Below are 16,252 nucleotides of genomic sequence, written 5' to 3' on the forward strand. Positions count from 1 at the left end.
ATTTGTAATACCGAAAAGCAATGCAACCTGTAAATTTGAAAGATTATGCTCTTGTTGATAGTTTAGCACTTTTAGCTTAAATTCTCCGCTAAAATGTCGGGTTGGTTTTGTAAATTTTCCATTTAATTTGTACTGGGCAATCCACTGTCTAATTTGACTTGAACTTACTCCATATGCTTTTTCTTGTTGTTCTGGACTTATATGTTCTTCAATATAGTCTAAGACAATCTTTAGTTTGAACTCTTCTGAGTATTTGGACATAAAAAAAGCACCTCCTAAAGTGAACTTTATTTGTCCAACTTTAGGGGTGCACTTCACTTGACCCGGGAATCTTTTTTTTATTCTTCCTGCTTATCCTTCTTAGCCTGAATAAAGAAGAAGAGTGCAACTGCGATTGTGAATGAGTAACCGATTTTCTGGATTAATGAACGTACAAAGGTTGCAGCATCAAAGCGCAGTGGAATCAAAATCTCATACAAACAAATACCACAGATAATTCCAATCACAATATTCTTATGCTTTTTGTAAAAGTCTGAGCAGAGCAGAATACCAATTGTCAAAAACAACATTGGAATGTGCATCATATTGAGCGGCCCTGCACTTGCAATTACAACAGAATACATAAAGCTGGCAAATCCAATGAGGAAATACAAAGAAGGCTTGATTGCCATTATTATTCCAATAACTATAACAATCAGATTCATAGTAATTGAAATAAGGTAATCAAGTTTTACCTCAGGCTGACTAGAGTAGCAATCATTTTTAATGAAATCTACAAGTCGAGGACATGTTGTAACAAGAAGAAGTGCTGCTGTGAACAGCCCGAAAACTCTTACAACCAACTGAAAAGGTTTTGAATTAATGATAGTTTTATTCATTTTTTTACTCCTTGCCTGAATTATTAAATAAAAAAATTATGCGCGCAATATAAAAATCCCTAAAAGAACCAAAGTTACCAAAGTTTGTGACAGATGTCACAGGGAATATGACTAAGGTCGGTTTAAATCATTCCATTTTTCAATTCATTTCAGTATAATTAAAGAAATTTAGCAGGAGAAAAAAATGAAAATAGAAACCAAAGTTTTGCATTCAGGCTATAAACCAGAAAATGGCGGACCTGGAACAATCCCAATTGTACAGAGTACAACTTACCGTTTTGACAGCTGCGATCACGTTGCTGCTCTTTTTGACAAGCCAACTGAATTTATGTATTCACGCTTCGCTAACCCAACCTGCGATGCAGTTGAAAAGAAAATTGCAGACCTCGAAGGTGGTGTTGGCTGTATGCTTACAAGCAGCGGACAGGCAGCTTCTCTCCTTTCTGTTTTGAACCTCTGCTGTGCTGGCGACAGCTTTATTGCTTCTTCAAGCATTTACGGTGGAACAATCAACCTCTTTGGTTTCACACTTAAAAAGCTTGGCATTGAATGTATCTGGGTTGACGTTGATGCTTCTTATGAAGAAATCTGTAAGGCAATTAAACCAAATACAAAATGTATCTTTGGTGAAACAATTGCAAACCCAGCCCTTACAGTTTTTGATTTTGAAACTTGGGCAAAAGTTGCTCACGACAATAATCTTCCACTTATCGTAGATAATACTTTTGCAACTCCTTATCTCTGCCGTCCTTTCGAATGGGGTGCAGACATTGTAGTTCATTCAACAACAAAATATATGGATGGTCACGCAGTTCAGGGCGGCGGTTGTATCGTAGACTCAGGAAACTTTGACTGGGAAAAAGCTTATAAGGCTACAGGAAAGTTTGCTGATATGGTTGAGCCGGATGAAAGCTACCACGGACTTCGCTATGTTGGAGATTTTGGGAAGGCTGCTTATATCGTAAAGGCTCGTACACAGCTAATGAGAGACTTCGGTTGTTACCCTGCAGCACAGAGTGCTTTCTATTTGAACATGGGTCTTGAAACACTTCCTGTTCGTATGGAACGTTACTGTGCAAATGCACGTAAGGTAGCAGAGTTCTTCAAGTCATCAGACAAAATTGCAAAGGTAATTTACCCTGGACTTCCTGGAGATAAATACTACGAGCGCGCTCAGAAGTATCTTCCAAACGGAACTTGTGGTGTAATTTCTATCAGCATTAAGGGTGGCCGCCAGGCAGCAGTTCGCTTTATGGATGCACTAAAGCTTGCCTGCGACGAAGTACACGTTGCCGACATCCGTACCTGTGTTCTTCACCCAGCCAGCGCAACTCACCGCCAGCTCACAGACGAACAGCTCGTAGCAGCCGGAATCGATGGTGGAATGGTTCGCGTTTCTGTCGGCCTCGAAAATGTAGATGACATCATCGAAGACCTCAAGGGCGGATTGGCAGCTGTCTGATTTCGATTGTCAGTTTATTTGATTTATGAAGGAAGAAGGAAAAAGCCTTCTTCCTTTTTTTATTTCCTATTTAAGTATAAGAGGCAGATTCTTTTGTAATTTAGCCAATAGCGGTTTGTAAATAGATGTATCATCAATTTTTGTGATGGTTGTAACTTTCCTGCCTCCATCTTTTGAGGAAGAGCCACAATGATAGATTTTCTCATTAGGTGTGTTGTAATCAAGGATGATGTAGCGGTCATGAATAATATTGTCTGCTTTTTTGATGTCGATTTTTAGGCCGGAATATTCTTTGCAAAAATCATCAAATTCAACTTTGTGAAGTCCGTTATTTATGTTGTCAGTATAGATTGTTACAGAAACATTTTGTTTAGCGTGCTTGAAAAGTACTAGAGTTTTTAGGGAAATATAATTGTCAATAATAGTAATAGACATGTTTGCCAATGAATAAATCTGCTGATATGCCAAATCACTTTCTACTGGCTGACCATTTAATATGAGCCAACCGGGTGGAATCTCTGGTTTTCCAAGATTTAACATTATAGGTGAGAGTTCAGATCTTCTTACCATGTCTCCAAGATTGCTTACAACATTTTCAACTTTATCGTCGATTTCTGTGAGTTTTTGGCGGAATTCGATAATATTCTGAGCATTTTCAGCAGTCTGTAAAGAAAGCCGTAGAAAATCACGTTGATTTATCATCTGCTGATTATCTACAATATAGTCCTTCATTTGCTTAAAGAGGCGGACAAGTGCCTTACTCTGTTTTGTGGCAAGTTCTCCTTTGAGAACTGTCATAAGCATGTAAACACCTTGTTCGGTGAATGCATAGGGGGCATATTGACGGCCTCCCCGAGTTTCTATTTTTGAGGTCAAAATTTTTGACCTCAAAAAGCCATCATTCAAGGTAAAATTTTTTGACTTTGAAAGTTCCTTGGCTTCATCATCAGATAATCGAAACATCAAATCTTCTTCATCAAACTTCTCAATATTATTCTTTACCTGTTGATTAAAAGCTTTTGTTGTATATCCATAAATCTCTGCCAGATCAGAATCCAGCATAACCTGAACACCACGAATAAGGTAAATCTTATCTTTGAGTAATTGTTCTTCAATAATTACTTCAGTTTTTTCTTCCATAGTTTAATCTCGCTCTTTAATAAATTAGAAAATTCCTACATACTTTATTTATGCAGAATCCGATTCAAATCAACTTTGAAGAAATAGACTCATATATCAAACTTGAGTTTTGCTATGAAGCGCTTAAAACTGAGTTTGATATAAAAGAACCTACTCCCAATTATGCTTCAATCAATGACTATCTAAAACAGTCTGACGAAATTCTGCAGGATAATATTCGTAACCTTATTCTTTCAAAGCAGCTTGATGAAGTTGAAGTCTACAAAAAAGCCGATGTAGACCGCAAACTTTTCTCAAAAATCCGAACTCAGCCAGATTACCATCCGAATAAAAACACTTTGCTCAAATTGTGCCTCGCAATGAATCTAAATACAGACGAAACAGAAAACTTGTTAAAATCTGCCGGTTATTCTCTTTCAAAAAGCCTGCGGTCAGATCTGATTTTGCGTTATTGCATTGGACATAAGATTTTTGATGTCATAACTGTAAATCAGATATTGGACCATTATAGAGAGAAGGTTATTTAGACTCTTTTTCTTTTAGAGCATAGTCCTTAGACCTTTTTTCAATTTCTCCAAAGAAAGAAACTCGCGCAAAAGGCTTACCCCCTTTTTTAATAAAAAGAAAAGATTTTTCTTTCGAAACTTGAAGCAGGCTTTCTTGTGTGATTTCAGAAATATCTTTGATTTCAGAAAGAAAATCTTCAAGAAAGTGTTCTATTACGTAACTTACAGTACAATTATGTCTGTCAGCCGTTTTTCTCAGTTCTTTAAGGACATCTTCAGGTAGAGCTAGTAATTCACTTGAAAAATAAGGCAAAGGTGTAATCTCAACCTTTTTCAATTGTTCAAAGAATTTATCATGTTCTTTATTTTCGTATTTTTCTTGATCGGACATTGTATTCCTCCTTTGAGAAAAGAATACAAGAGGTTGAATAGGAACTGGTCGTTTTGAAAGCGACAAATGAAATATTTATAAGCGGGCAAGCAGTTCCATAATTTCAGATTTTATTTCATTTTTAACATTTATATCTGATTCATTTGTGCTTTCAGGGAAAAACTCGCGGGGACTTACTTCCAGGGCTTCGGCTATGCGGATGAGTGTCATTGCGAAAGCAAAAGAGTATTTAAACAAAAAACCAAAAAGTTCAGATGTTGAAGTTTTTTCAAATGTATTGTTCAAAGCCAAATTACTTGCAGGCAAAAATAAAAATGCAATTGTTGCAGCTTCTAAGATTTTGTGGATATTAAACAAGGAAGAAATAATCATACAGGATTGCAGAGCTAAAGAATGTCTTGAAAGACTTATAGGTAAAAGGATACGAGACTATTCAGATTATATAGCATACTAATCAGTCATAAATCTTAAAAAAAGAAGGTGGTCTTCATTGGCTACCTTCTTTTTTTATTTTCTAGGAAACTTCACCTGTAAATGGGTAAAGTAATAATCAGACATACCTTGCGGCAACACTGTCTTTGGTGTAAATATAATATCTTTCAAATCAGTTGTTGCAAAATAAATCTTATATCGTAAAGCTATCTGATTGAAAGTTTGTTCATCAATATTTATACTGCATTCAGGATAACTACGGTAAACAGACAATTCTTATCCTTGACCCGTTAATCAAAGAAATCATATAATTAACTTATGCCTTTACAACTTACCTGGACAGACTACCCCGAACCTGCAGACTCGCCGGATTTTATTGCGAATTCCAATTTTTCGCCGCGGATCCCGGCCTCTTTTGAGCATCTTCTAATTAAAGGCGACAACTATCCAGTTTTGAAAAAGCTTGGCGGAGGCGCGGCTAACTGCCCAAACCTCACTTCCTCGGTCGACCTCATCTATATCGACCCGCCTTACAACACCGGAAACGACTTTACCTATAACGACAACTTTACCGCCCGCGACGCCCATGGCACAGCCGATCGTCACAGTCAGTGGCTCAGCTTCATGCAGCGCCGACTCACCGCAGCCCGTCCTCTTCTCACAGAAACCGGCTGCATCTTCATCGCTATTGACCAGAGCGAACTCTATACACTCAAGCTTCTTTGCGACCAGATTTTTGGCGAAGAAAATTTTGTAAATGATTTTATGTGGCTTCATGGCAAGGGAAAAAAAGACACCTGGTCGCGCACTCTTCAGCAGCATACACTCTGCTACGCACGCGACAAACGCAAACTTCCCGCTTTCCGCGAAGTTGAAGCCACCGGCTGGGCAACAAAAAATGTAGACGATGACCCGCGCGGTAACTGGTTTTCCGGCAGCATTTCTTTCACCGAAACGCGCTCAAATCCTAATCACAAAAACTACTATTCGGTAGTTTCTCCAAGTGGTAAAGTCTGGACCCGCCAATGGCAGACCGATGAAGTTCACATGAAAGAACTCATTGCCGATAACCGCATTTTCTGGGGTAAGGCTCCGGCCTACGACAAAGTCCCAAGAGTCAAAATTTTCAATGAAGATACAACCGAGGTAATTCCTCGTAATATAATAAATTGCACGGACAGCACTCGCGCCGCTCAACATCACTTAGACGAGCTTCTTGGCGAAAAAGGCGCCTTCGATAATCCAAAACCCGTCAGTCTGATTAAACATTTAATCCAAATAACACGTCAGCCGGCCGACGCAATCATCATGGATTTTTTTGCAGGAAGCGGAACAACCTTCGAAGCAGTATGCGAACTCAACGCTCAGGAAGACACAAATCGCCGCACAATTCTCGTTCAAAAAGACGAAAATGGCATCAGCTCCATCTGCAAAAAACGCTGTCAGAAAGTTGCCGGCTTCTACGGTGAGGTTATAAAATTTTCGGTTTTAGAATAGATTTTCAGCAAAACCTAAAAGTTTTCCCCGATAACATATCGCAAAATTTTCGGTTCAACCGAAAAAATAAAACCTTTTAGAAATTTTTCAGACTTTCAAACACAAGCCTTCAAACCTATACTCACACTGTAATTATAACAGACTGCTATCAGAGTAGCAGAATCAGGAGTAAGGTATGAAAAAAATAAAACTGATTGCATTCGCAATGGTACTTGCCGTAATGGCATCATCAATTTATGCCAAGCCAAAGAAGTCTACAAAATCAAAAGCAACAGTAGCTGGAACTGCTAAGACTGCAGGCTGGACATTGAATACAGACAAGCCAATCAAATTTGACTGGTACATTAACTTCAGCTGGTTCGCTCGTCACTGGGGCGACTCAATGGTTTCAAAGTACATCACAGAAAAAACTGGTGTAGACATCAACTTCATCGTTCCTGCAGGAAACGAATCAGAAAAGCTCAACTCAATGATCGCTGGTGATGCACTTCCAGATCTCATTACTTTGGGATGGTGGGAAGGACAGGTTCCAATGATGATCGACGCAGGTCTCGTTGAGCCACTCGATGAACTCGCAAAAAAATATGATCCTTATTTCTTTAAGGTTTCTAATCCTGATAAACTCGGCTGGTACCGCCAGGAAGACGGACACGTTTACGGTTATCCTAACGCTTCTTACACACCAACAGACTACAAGAACTACGCAGGAAAACTTACATCAAACGAAACTTTCCTCGTAAGAAAAGATATGTATGAAGCACTCGGAAAGCCAGACATGACAACTCCAGAAGGATTTGTTAAGGCTCTCAGAATGGCAAAGCAGAAGTTCCCTACAGTAAACGGACAGCCACTCATTCCTTTCACAACAAATGAATTCGGTGATACAGGTTGTACACAGCTTCAGGGATACCTTGCACACTTCCTCGCAATTCCACCAGAGAAGGACGGAAAGTTTGTAAACGCAGATCTCGGACTTACAGATGATCCAGAATATCTCCGCTGGATGAAGGCTCTTCGCCAGGCTCACTCAGAAGGTCTTATCGCTACAGATATGTTCGTAGACAAGAGAAGCCAGATTGAAGAGAAGGCAGCACAGGGACGTTACTTCTGTATGCTCTATCAGAACTGGGATATGCAGGCAGCTCAGCATGCACTTTATGCAAGAGATCCAAACTCAATCTATATCGCAGTTGACGGTCCAAAGAATTCTAAGGGCGATGATCCAACTCTTGCTGGAGGCGGAATTGCTGGTTGGACAATCACATTGATTTCAAAGAATTGTAAAGACAAGGCACGTGCTATTCAGTTCCTTTCTTACCTCATCAGTGAAGAAGGACAGATGGATACAAACTTTGGTGTTCCAAACAAAACATACGTAATGAAGAACGGAATCCCAGAGCTCACACCAGAAATGAAGCAGCTTGATTCAACAGATAAGAACAAGCAGGAAACAGAAGTTGGAATTATGTACACATACTGGATGCTTATGGATACAGCATGGCAGGCACAGTGGGGAACAGAATATGCTCCTTCACTCGGACAGCCACAGCTCTGGACACGTCCTTATGTACACTCATTCGCAGCTTATGATGGACTTACTCTCCCAGTTGGTTCAGAAGAGCAGTTGATTTACGAAGACATTCAGCGTCGCTGGGGTAAGGTTCTTCCACAGCTCATTCGTGCTAAGACAGAAGCAGAGTTCGATTCAATCGTTGCACAGTTCAACAAATACAAGAAAGACAAGGGCATCGATAAGGTAATTGCTGCACAGTCAAAGTTGATGAATGCCAATAAGGCAAAACTTGGAATGTAAAATACCGAAATATAAAAATTATTTCAAAACACTGATTTAAAAAAGAATTCTTTTTTCGGAGAGAGTAAACGGAAAAAGAGGATAACAAAATGAAAAAACAGAACTTTGTTATTGCAGGAATGTTGAGCGGAGCTGTAATGATGCTTCTTTCTTCATGTCTTGCAATTAATGCAAAAAAAATTGTTGAACCTCCGTATTTGCCTCCTGAAGAAGCTTTTGCAGATGCTGGCGAACAGGAGAAGAACTTCAAGGTTTATTACTCAAGTTCAAAGTCTCCTGTAATCGACGGCGACTTCAGCGAGTGGGAAGGATTGGATGGTGTTCGTGTACGCCGCATGGTTTATGGTGGAATGTTCAATCCAGAAAATACAGACGGTTTGTTTAAAGTTAGAGCAGATGACTCTTTCCTCTACATCTTCGCAGACATTGATGACGATGAGCCACAGGAAAACAAGTTCCCGGCACCACAGGGCTGGCGCGATGACTCAATCGAATTCTTCTTCGGAACAGATACAGGTTATCACACCTTCTACAAGAGCACAGACCATCGTGTAAGAATTGTACCTCAGAGCAAGACAAATAAATCAGCATACGATGTAAGTGTAAATGATGTTTCAATGGTTGGAAGCATTAAAGCCTCAGTTGTTTACTCAGAACATGGATACAAAATCGAAGCAGCAGTTCCATTCTCACTCTTAAGCGTTAAGAAATTAAAGCCAAAGCAGAAGGTTCGCGGCGACTTCCAGATTAACGATGCAGACGGCGGAAAAGAACGTGCACGTCTTATTCACTGGAACAGTGGCAAAGATAACACTTACCTCGATGCAAGTTCATGGGGAGACGGTGTTGTAGTTGCACTTGAGGAGGCTGGAAATGAATAAAAAACGTTTAGCTGTTTTTGCAGCATTAGTAGCTTTTGTTAATATTTCAATTTTCGCTCAGTTCATCACAGTAAAAAAAGATGACAAGGGTTGGCGTCTTTTGGATGACCGCAAGGAAATTGAAGTAAAAGGTATTGTTTGGTCATACACACCAATTGGTGAAACTCATACTTATGATCTCTGGTCAAAGAGTGATGAATACATTGAACGCATGATTGATACAGATATGCCAATGCTCAAAGCAATGGGTGTAAATGCAATCCGCTGTTTCAGTGATATTCCTCCAAAGTGGGTAGAGTACATTTATACAAAATACGGTATCTACACAATCGTAAATAATCTTCTTGGCCGCTACGGTGTTACAGTAAACGGCACCTGGTATGCAAATACAGATTATTCTGATCAGTACACACGCGAAACTCTTATTGCAATGGCAGAAGAGACAGCAGAAAAATACCGCGCTGTAAACGGTGTGCTTATGTACATGTTCGGTAACGAAAGTAACTACGGACTTGTATGGTCAGGATCAGAAATTGAAAACCTTCCGGTTGGTGAACAGAACACAGTTAAAGCAGGTTACCTCTACAGTCTTCTTGAAGAAGCAATGGCAGCTTGTAAAGACATCGACCCATTCCACCCGGTTGGAATTGTAAATGGTGATACACAGTATCTCGAACTCATTAAAGAACTTTGTCCTTCTTTGGATATTCTTGGTGTAAACGCTTACCGCGGATTCCGCTTCTACGATTCATTCTACGAAAATGTTGCAGAAGTTCTCGACAAGCCTCTTATGTTCACAGAAGCCGGAGCAGATGCTTACAATGAAATCACTCATCAGGAAGACCAGTATGCTCAGATGGCATACCTTATGAGCCAGTGGAAAGAAATCTACCAGCAGGGTTATGGCAAAGGCCGCTCACAGAATGTAATTGGTGGATTCGTTTTCGAATGGATTGATGAATGGTGGAAGCACTATCAGAACAAAGAACTCGATCTTCATAATGATACAGGTACATGGTCTAACTCTGGTTACGAGCTCGACTACCGCGATGGCCTCAACAACATGGATGAGGAATGGTTCGGTATTTGTGCACAGAGCAAACTTACAGACCGCGGAATCAATAAACGCATTCCTCGTGCTGCTTATTACCTCTTGCAGGACATCTGGAAGCTCTCACTTTACAAATCAACAGAAGCAGACATTGATAGAACCTTTGCTTCCCTTGATACAGCAATGTATCTTGCAAACGGAAACGAAAAATCTATCAAAGAAATGATCAACGAAAATAAGATTGTTCAGATTGATACACTTGATGCAACAGTTCAGGTAACAACACCAGTTTATGTAAACAGAGTTTTGGGCGCCCTTAAAAAGAAGGAAGGGTTAAAGGATTCTTTTGAATATCAAAATGAACTTGGTGAAACAAATAAGACAAGAGTTAGCGCAGAAACAAATTTGGGTTTAACAATTGCTCCTCTTGAGAATCTTACAGGTTCTGTTGTGGTAAAAGCATGGACCGACGCTCCTCGTACAAATCTTGGAGAAGAATATCCTTCTTATTATAAATCTGTTGAAGGTAACAGTAACGCAGAACCAGAACTCAAGTATGTAGATTTCTATTCTGCATCTGTAAATTATAGTGGCAGCTTGTTCGATCTTAATGGTTACTATCATGTAGGACATGCAAGCTTTGAAAACACAGGCGATATCTTCAATATTTCAAAAGAAGCCTTCGATATCATCGGTTATGATACATACGGTTCAAAGGCCCCAATTGCAATTGAGCTTGTAGGAAAAGGACTTTTAGAAGGTCTTTCTGTAATCGGTGGACCAGAAATTTGGGGAAGCGCAAAACCTCAGATTCAGGCAAACTACTTTAAGTGGCTGCCAACAGCATCTGTATATCTTCCAGACTTTACAATCGGCCTTGTTTATGCAGAAGAGTTTGGTGCTAAATCAGAAGTAAACTTTGATCCATACGGAGCATTCGGAGCTGGAAGAAAAGCATCTATCTATGCAGAAGCAGTTCTCGATCCATGGGTAACACTCAAAGTTGGTGGGCTCCATGCCGGAAATGAAAAGGTTGATGCAGTTTATACAAAGGCAAACGGAAAACTTGCAAAGGTTAAGATGATTGATACCCTTGGTGGTTATGCTCAGCTTGGTACAAATATGTTCCAGCACATGTACATCTATGGAAACGCAATCTACCGTGGTCTTGTAGCAGAAACAAATCCTGCAGCAGTAAGAGGAAGCTTCTTTACAGCAGACTCAGGAGCAGGAAACAGATTTGAAGTACAGGCTGGAGTTGATGCAAGCTATGGCGACTTCGTATTCAAACCAGTTGTTAGAGCACGTGTTCCACTTCAGGGACCAAAAGACCGCAGTCTTCTTCAGGGTTCTCCATTTATCGTAGGACTTGGAAACCGTCAGGCAATTGAAGTTGAAGCAGTTCTTACATACGACCCAGAAGGAGCTACATGGTTCCACGAATGGAATGGTGATGATATTGAAGGTGCAAAGTTTGCCTTCTCACTCACAGGTATGTACACACTCTATGCAGGAAAGACAGATAACATTCCTTACAAGAGTAATACTCCAGTTGAGAAAGAAACTCCAACAGGAATTAAGGTAACTGACAAAGTTTGGTTCGATCAGGGAACTGCTCTTCCAGAACAGAAAAATCTCTGGCAGGTTGGAACAAGAATTGTAACAAATCCAATTCCAAATCTGCGCGTAATTGTAACTGCAGATGGTGGTTATCTTGGAGCAACAACAGGTGCTTACATAGCAGCAAAAACTCCAGAATATATTTACTTTGCAAATGCAGGTCTTGCAGCCCGCTACAACCACTGGATTGGTTCTACAAACTGGTCAATCAATGCATGGGGCCCAGAAGGATGGTGGCGTAACTTTAATATGACCTTCCCATTGCAGTTTACATTCGACCTTGCATACGGCTTTGGAGATCAGCCTTCATTCCTGGATGCAACAAACAGAATTGGCCTTAAAGTAAATGGCCGCAAGTTTGGCAAGTACAGTGACGATCCATACGGTGCATTGCCAAAGGGCGGTGTAAAGAATGGTTCTACATTCGTAGAAGTAACAACATATTTGAACATAGGATTATAGTTTATGAAAAAGCAGCTTTCTAATATTACTAGATTGCTGCTGCTTTCAGGAGTAGCAGTAATCATGAGTACGTCGTGTATGTTTCTTCCACAGAAAGAAGTTGAAGAAACATTAAAGCCAGAAGATAAAGAGGGACTTACTTTAGTATGGCAGGATGAGTTTAACTACACTGGCGTACCAGATGTAAACAAATGGAAGTACCAGACTGGAGATAATGGTTGGGGTAATCACGAACTTCAGAACTATCTTGATAATTCTACAGAAGCAAAAACAGCTGTAGTTGAAGATGGTGTTTTGAAGATAAAAGCCTTCAAAGAAAATAATAAATGGGTAAGTGCCCGTCTTAATTCTAAGGAAAGCTGGAAATATGGTTTTATTGAAGGCAGACTTAAAATTACAGACCGCAAAGGTGCATGGCCTGCATTCTGGATGATGCCTCAGAACAGTGTTTATGGAGATTGGCCAAAGAGTGGTGAAATTGACATCATGGAAAATGCTCCATCAACCTGTGGAAATCATAAGGTTTTTAGTACCCTTCATGCAGAAGGTCACTATGGCGGAAATGGTAAATCAATTGGGCGAAAGGTTTATGGAGATGAACTTTCTTCTGAATGGCATACCTTTGCAGTTAAGTGGGAAGAAAACAAAATCTCTTGCTACTACGATGATGTTCTTAAGGGAAGTTATGAAAATGATAGAACAACAGCTAACTGGCCATATAATGAAGATTTCTACATCATCTTGAACCTTGCTATTGGTGGAGATCTTGGTGGACCACTGAATGATGTTAATACACTTGGAGGAGAGGCAGAATTCTTGATTGATTACATCCGTGTATATCAGTAATGGTATGATTCAAACAGAAAATAAAACACCAAACTGAAAATTACAGGACTTTTAATTTAGTAAGTTCAATATGAAAATAAGATTGTAAAAAAACACAGGAGGAACCTATGAAAAAAATGTTAAAGATTTTTGCAGCTTTCGCAATGATTACAATGGCAATTTCTTTTGCAAGCTGCGATATGGCAACAGAAGATGAACTGTTGGAAGACCCTAAAAAAACAACTACTGGCGGCGGTGGTGGAGCTGGCGGAAATGCGTCAACACTCTGGTCTTCATTTGAAGGGGCTTCTATGCAGGTATGGCAGTCTGAATGGGAACCATATAATTTTACAGCATCTCTCGCTGAAACAGAAGAAGGATTGGAAATTACAGTTCTTGATGAAGGCTGGTGGGGAATTTGTTTTTGTAATGATGCTTCTGTTGGGGCAAACAGTAATCCAGTAACTTTTGATATGTCGAAAGTTAAAACAATTACTTTTGAAGCAAAGGCATCAGAAGCAGGAGATATCTGGGTCTCACAGAGCCCTAGAGATTCAAACCCAGTAAATAAGAAAACTATTACACTGTCTACAGAATTTGCAACAAAAACTTATACTTTGAGCAATCCTGGAACAGACTGTTATGGCGTTCTTGATATTGGTGGTGAAGGATCTGGAATTGTAACTTCAGATTCAGTAGTTACTATCAGAAATATTAAATTCTTAGACGCAGATGGAAAAGAAACAACTCCATCAAGAAACGAATAAAAAAAATACAGGAGCAAAAAAATGAAAAAATTAAAGTTTTTAGGAACAGCAGTTTTGGCAGCATCTCTGCTTTTCGCAGGATGTTCTTCACCAGTAGAAGAGGAGATTGACCCAACAGTAGTTGAGACACCAACACCAACACCTACACCAACACCAACACCTACACCTACACCTACACCAGTAGATAACGATAAACCAGATGCTGATTTTGTAGCACCAACAACAGGTATTGAATTTAAGCATTATTTGGTAAGTTCTCCAAAACAGGCTTCAAATAAGGAAATTGGAGACTGGGGAGCTGGTTCTAAAGTTGATGAAAATGGAGATGGAACATATACTGTTACAGGTTCTTCAACTGGTATGTGGGATCCAGCCGCACCAAAAGGTGTTTGTATCCCTTTTTCAGGTTTTGACGCTGGTACATTAGCTGGATATGACTATATCGTATTTACACTTGATACAACTGATTTCACTGTTAATAGAACTGAAGATGGAGCTGGTAATGCAGGTGTAAATGTAAAAGTTCCTGATGTACAGGTAGACTTCTCTGGTAAGTTTGTGAAAAATGGAAATGAAAGAACTTATTATTTCCCTCTGACAGCATTCGGAAATGCTCCTAAAAATGCAACAGAATTTGCAATTATTATTGGTGGCGAAGGTTCTCTTAAGTTGAATGAGGTTTACTTTGCGGCAGCAGAAGATCCTAGTGCAAAAGAAATTACAGGTATAACAATTACACCTTCAAGTGCTCACATTAAACAAAGTGGTACACAACAGTTTATAGTTAAAGATTCGAGTTTTGCAGATCGTACAAGTGAAGTAACATATACTTTTGCTGGAGAAGCATCTGAAGGAGTATCTATTACATCTGATGGTCTTCTTAAAGTAGGTACAAAAACAGGTTCTCTTACCGTGACAGCTTCTTATTCAGTAGAAGGTAAAGATGATCCTTTGACTGCTACTGCAAACATTACAGTAATGGGTAATATGACAAATCTTGTAAATACAATTGAATTTGAAAAATTGCTCAAAGATGTTGGTGGTAATGTAACAGAATTGGGTGATGTAGTTTCCATTCAAAATGGAACAGTAACAATGCATAAACCAAATGATAATGCTTGGGGCGAATGGTCTTGTCAGCTTTTCCTTAAGGTTTCTGCAGAAGAAGGTAAAATCTTTGAAGCTGATAAAAACTATTATGTAAGTGTTACTGTATCATCTTCTGCATCACTTGAAGGATGTGTATGGAAAGAAGATCAGGGCGGTTCTATTGATCAACATGGAATTTCTTATACAGCTGGAGAACCAAAAACTCTCGTTGCTGAAATCCAGAAAGTAGAACGAGATTACTTCTTGTGTTTGCTTTCTTTCCCAGGTGCAGAATCTGATATTACAGTATCTGATATAGAAGTATATGATATTACACCACAGGTTAAATAATCTAATTAGATAGAAAAAATACTCCTACCTTAGCAGGTTCTCCGTCGGGGAACCTGCTTTTTTTTATTCCAAAATTTTGTCAAAAACAGCATATCAAAACGTATATTACAGTGGAGGCAAAATTATGAAAAATAAAAAGAAAATAAAAGAGATGACAAAACGTATTACAAGGAGTATTATATTATGGAATTCGAATGGGATGAAATAAAGAACGAAAAGAATAAAAGAAAACATGGAATTGCTTTTGAGTCGGCTGTCTTTGTTTTTAATGATGTAAATCGTATAGAAATGTATGATGAAGTGCACAGCAAAATAGATGAAGACAGATATATTACAATAGGAAAAGTAAATAAAATTTTATTTGTTGTTTTTACAGAACGAGAAGATAAAGGCAGAATTATTTCTGCGCGATTAGCAAATAAGAACGAAAAGGAGATTTATTATGGCAATAGTAAAATATACTCTTGAACCAAACGCAAAACCAACTAAAGAACAAATCAAAGAAATAAAAAAAGCTGCAAAAAGTCCCATAGTTTATGATGAGGATTGTCCTGAACTTACAGAGGAACAACTAAAAGAATTTGCAATAATTGCAAAAAAACAACGAGAAGAAAGAAAAAAGAAAGTTATAGCATTGCGAGTTAATAGTTCAACTCTTGAAAAAGCAAAAAAACTTGGAAAGGGTTATACAGCAATTCTTAGTAGAATGATTGATTTATGTATTGATGATAAAGAACTTTTACAAAAATGTCTCTAAAAAAAAATCCTCGGTGCACTTGAAGTGCACCCCAATTATTGGACACTTTAACTAGGCTGATTTTAAGGACTGATTCCTGAATTGTAAAGGGGTCAGTCCTTTTAATTTAACCTTAATTCTTTTTTCGTTGTACCAAGACAAATATTCAACTAATTCTTTTTTGAAATGTTCAACGGATTCAAACTTTTGTAAATATAAAAGTTCGGATTTCAGCAATCCAAAGAAATTCTCCATTACCGAATTATCAAGACAGTTGCCTTTTCGCGACATGCTTTGCCTGATTCCTTTTTCTTTCAGTCGCCTCTGATAATCATACATCTGATACTGCCA

General features: G+C 39.0%; 17 protein-coding genes. 11 read left to right on the forward strand and 6 right to left on the reverse strand.

The window, feature by feature from the left end; translation table 11 throughout:
* Both BM161_RS13830 and BM161_RS13835 read right to left on the reverse strand, forming a co-directional pair.
* The coding region (locus BM161_RS13830) for a transposase (RefSeq protein WP_143090556.1) at positions 1-261 on the reverse strand (261 nt) is incomplete at its 3' end.
* Between the two features lie 77 nt (positions 262-338).
* Positions 339-878 carry a hypothetical protein gene (locus tag BM161_RS13835; RefSeq protein WP_074933795.1) on the reverse strand — a complete coding sequence of 180 codons (540 nt, stop codon included), beginning with the start codon at positions 876-878 and terminating at the stop codon, positions 339-341.
* A gap of 184 nt (positions 879-1,062) precedes the next feature.
* On the opposite strand from BM161_RS13835, the gene BM161_RS13840 reads away from it, so the two are divergent.
* Positions 1,063-2,340 (forward strand): O-acetylhomoserine aminocarboxypropyltransferase/cysteine synthase family protein, encoded by a 1,278-nt coding sequence (locus tag BM161_RS13840; protein ID WP_074933798.1) that lies wholly within the window; start codon positions 1,063-1,065, stop codon positions 2,338-2,340.
* A gap of 66 nt (positions 2,341-2,406) precedes the next feature.
* On the opposite strand, the gene BM161_RS13845 is transcribed toward BM161_RS13840, so the two are convergent.
* A complete protein-coding gene (locus BM161_RS13845; RefSeq protein WP_074933800.1) occupies positions 2,407-3,480 on the reverse strand; it encodes an ORF6N domain-containing protein in 1,074 nt (357 codons plus the stop codon).
* Positions 3,481-3,530: 50 nt separating this feature from the next.
* Here BM161_RS13845 and BM161_RS13850 point away from each other — a divergent pair, with 50 nt between their 5' ends.
* A complete protein-coding gene (locus tag BM161_RS13850) occupies positions 3,531-4,007 on the forward strand; it encodes a hypothetical protein (protein WP_074933803.1) in 477 nt (158 codons plus the stop codon).
* On the opposite strand, the gene BM161_RS13855 is transcribed toward BM161_RS13850, so the two are convergent.
* Positions 4,000-4,377 carry a hypothetical protein gene (locus BM161_RS13855; protein ID WP_074933806.1) on the reverse strand — a complete coding sequence of 126 codons (378 nt, stop codon included), beginning with the start codon at positions 4,375-4,377 and terminating at the stop codon, positions 4,000-4,002. The two genes, BM161_RS13850 and BM161_RS13855, sit on opposite strands and share 8 nt — an antisense overlap.
* Before the next feature lie 75 nt (positions 4,378-4,452).
* On the reverse strand, positions 4,453-4,749 hold the full coding sequence (locus tag BM161_RS13860) for a hypothetical protein (protein ID WP_074933808.1): 297 nt from the start codon (positions 4,747-4,749) through the stop codon (positions 4,453-4,455).
* A 378-nt stretch (positions 4,750-5,127) separates the two neighbouring features.
* Here BM161_RS13860 and BM161_RS13865 point away from each other — a divergent pair, with 378 nt between their 5' ends.
* From BM161_RS13865 to BM161_RS13905, 9 genes are all read left to right on the forward strand, one after another.
* Positions 5,128-6,306: a site-specific DNA-methyltransferase gene (locus BM161_RS13865; RefSeq protein ID WP_074933811.1), complete on the forward strand. Its 1,179-nt coding sequence runs from the start codon at positions 5,128-5,130 to the stop codon at positions 6,304-6,306.
* Positions 6,307-6,481: 175 nt separating this feature from the next.
* The gene (locus tag BM161_RS13870) at positions 6,482-8,119 is read left to right on the forward strand and encodes an extracellular solute-binding protein (RefSeq protein ID WP_074933814.1); all 1,638 of its coding nucleotides are present in this window, start codon (positions 6,482-6,484) and stop codon (positions 8,117-8,119) included.
* Between the two features lie 89 nt (positions 8,120-8,208).
* On the forward strand, positions 8,209-9,000 hold the full coding sequence (locus tag BM161_RS13875) for a sugar-binding protein (protein ID WP_074933817.1): 792 nt from the start codon (positions 8,209-8,211) through the stop codon (positions 8,998-9,000).
* Positions 8,993-12,133 carry a glycoside hydrolase family 2 TIM barrel-domain containing protein gene (locus tag BM161_RS13880; RefSeq protein ID WP_074933819.1) on the forward strand — a complete coding sequence of 1,047 codons (3,141 nt, stop codon included), beginning with the start codon at positions 8,993-8,995 and terminating at the stop codon, positions 12,131-12,133. Before BM161_RS13875 ends, BM161_RS13880 begins: the two co-directional genes overlap by 8 nt.
* A 3-nt stretch (positions 12,134-12,136) precedes the next feature.
* Positions 12,137-12,979, forward strand: a complete 843-nt coding sequence (locus BM161_RS13885; protein WP_083425817.1) for a glycoside hydrolase family 16 protein — start codon at positions 12,137-12,139, stop codon at positions 12,977-12,979.
* Between the two features lie 107 nt (positions 12,980-13,086).
* Positions 13,087-13,725 (forward strand): hypothetical protein, encoded by a 639-nt coding sequence (locus tag BM161_RS13890; protein ID WP_074933822.1) that lies wholly within the window; start codon positions 13,087-13,089, stop codon positions 13,723-13,725.
* Between the two features lie 21 nt (positions 13,726-13,746).
* A complete protein-coding gene (locus BM161_RS13895; RefSeq protein WP_074933824.1) occupies positions 13,747-15,165 on the forward strand; it encodes an Ig-like domain-containing protein in 1,419 nt (472 codons plus the stop codon).
* 183 nt (positions 15,166-15,348) lie between these two features.
* Positions 15,349-15,633 (forward strand): BrnT family toxin, encoded by a 285-nt coding sequence (locus BM161_RS13900; protein ID WP_074933827.1) that lies wholly within the window; start codon positions 15,349-15,351, stop codon positions 15,631-15,633.
* Positions 15,608-15,922, forward strand: coding sequence for a BrnA antitoxin family protein (locus tag BM161_RS13905; protein WP_074933830.1), 315 nt, complete (start codon positions 15,608-15,610; stop codon positions 15,920-15,922). Before BM161_RS13900 ends, BM161_RS13905 begins: the two co-directional genes overlap by 26 nt.
* A gap of 51 nt (positions 15,923-15,973) precedes the next feature.
* Here BM161_RS13905 and BM161_RS13910 read toward each other — a convergent pair.
* On the reverse strand, positions 15,974-16,252 hold a 279-nt coding region (locus BM161_RS13910; RefSeq protein WP_143090585.1), incomplete at its 5' end, for an IS3 family transposase.

Origin of the sequence: Treponema bryantii, assembly GCF_900113965.1 — a bacterium.
Classification (GTDB): domain Bacteria; phylum Spirochaetota; class Spirochaetia; order Treponematales; family Treponemataceae; genus Treponema_D; species Treponema_D bryantii_A.

Excerpts from the sequence above, each read along its gene's own strand:
- BM161_RS13835 (WP_074933795.1), bottom strand. The coding sequence starts at position 878 with ATGAATAAAACTATCATTAATTCAAAACCTTTTCAGTTGGTTGTAAGA.
- BM161_RS13840 (WP_074933798.1), top strand. The coding sequence starts at position 1,063 with ATGAAAATAGAAACCAAAGTTTTGCATTCAGGCTATAAACCAGAAAAT.
- BM161_RS13845 (WP_074933800.1), bottom strand. The coding sequence starts at position 3,480 with ATGGAAGAAAAAACTGAAGTAATTATTGAAGAACAATTACTCAAAGAT.
- BM161_RS13850 (WP_074933803.1), top strand. The coding sequence starts at position 3,531 with ATGCAGAATCCGATTCAAATCAACTTTGAAGAAATAGACTCATATATC.
- BM161_RS13855 (WP_074933806.1), bottom strand. The coding sequence starts at position 4,377 with ATGTCCGATCAAGAAAAATACGAAAATAAAGAACATGATAAATTCTTT.
- BM161_RS13860 (WP_074933808.1), bottom strand. The coding sequence starts at position 4,749 with ATGATTATTTCTTCCTTGTTTAATATCCACAAAATCTTAGAAGCTGCA.
- BM161_RS13865 (WP_074933811.1), top strand. The coding sequence starts at position 5,128 with ATGCCTTTACAACTTACCTGGACAGACTACCCCGAACCTGCAGACTCG.
- BM161_RS13870 (WP_074933814.1), top strand. The coding sequence starts at position 6,482 with ATGAAAAAAATAAAACTGATTGCATTCGCAATGGTACTTGCCGTAATG.
- BM161_RS13875 (WP_074933817.1), top strand. The coding sequence starts at position 8,209 with ATGAAAAAACAGAACTTTGTTATTGCAGGAATGTTGAGCGGAGCTGTA.
- BM161_RS13880 (WP_074933819.1), top strand. The coding sequence starts at position 8,993 with ATGAATAAAAAACGTTTAGCTGTTTTTGCAGCATTAGTAGCTTTTGTT.
- BM161_RS13885 (WP_083425817.1), top strand. The coding sequence starts at position 12,137 with ATGAAAAAGCAGCTTTCTAATATTACTAGATTGCTGCTGCTTTCAGGA.
- BM161_RS13890 (WP_074933822.1), top strand. The coding sequence starts at position 13,087 with ATGAAAAAAATGTTAAAGATTTTTGCAGCTTTCGCAATGATTACAATG.
- BM161_RS13895 (WP_074933824.1), top strand. The coding sequence starts at position 13,747 with ATGAAAAAATTAAAGTTTTTAGGAACAGCAGTTTTGGCAGCATCTCTG.
- BM161_RS13900 (WP_074933827.1), top strand. The coding sequence starts at position 15,349 with ATGGAATTCGAATGGGATGAAATAAAGAACGAAAAGAATAAAAGAAAA.
- BM161_RS13905 (WP_074933830.1), top strand. The coding sequence starts at position 15,608 with ATGGCAATAGTAAAATATACTCTTGAACCAAACGCAAAACCAACTAAA.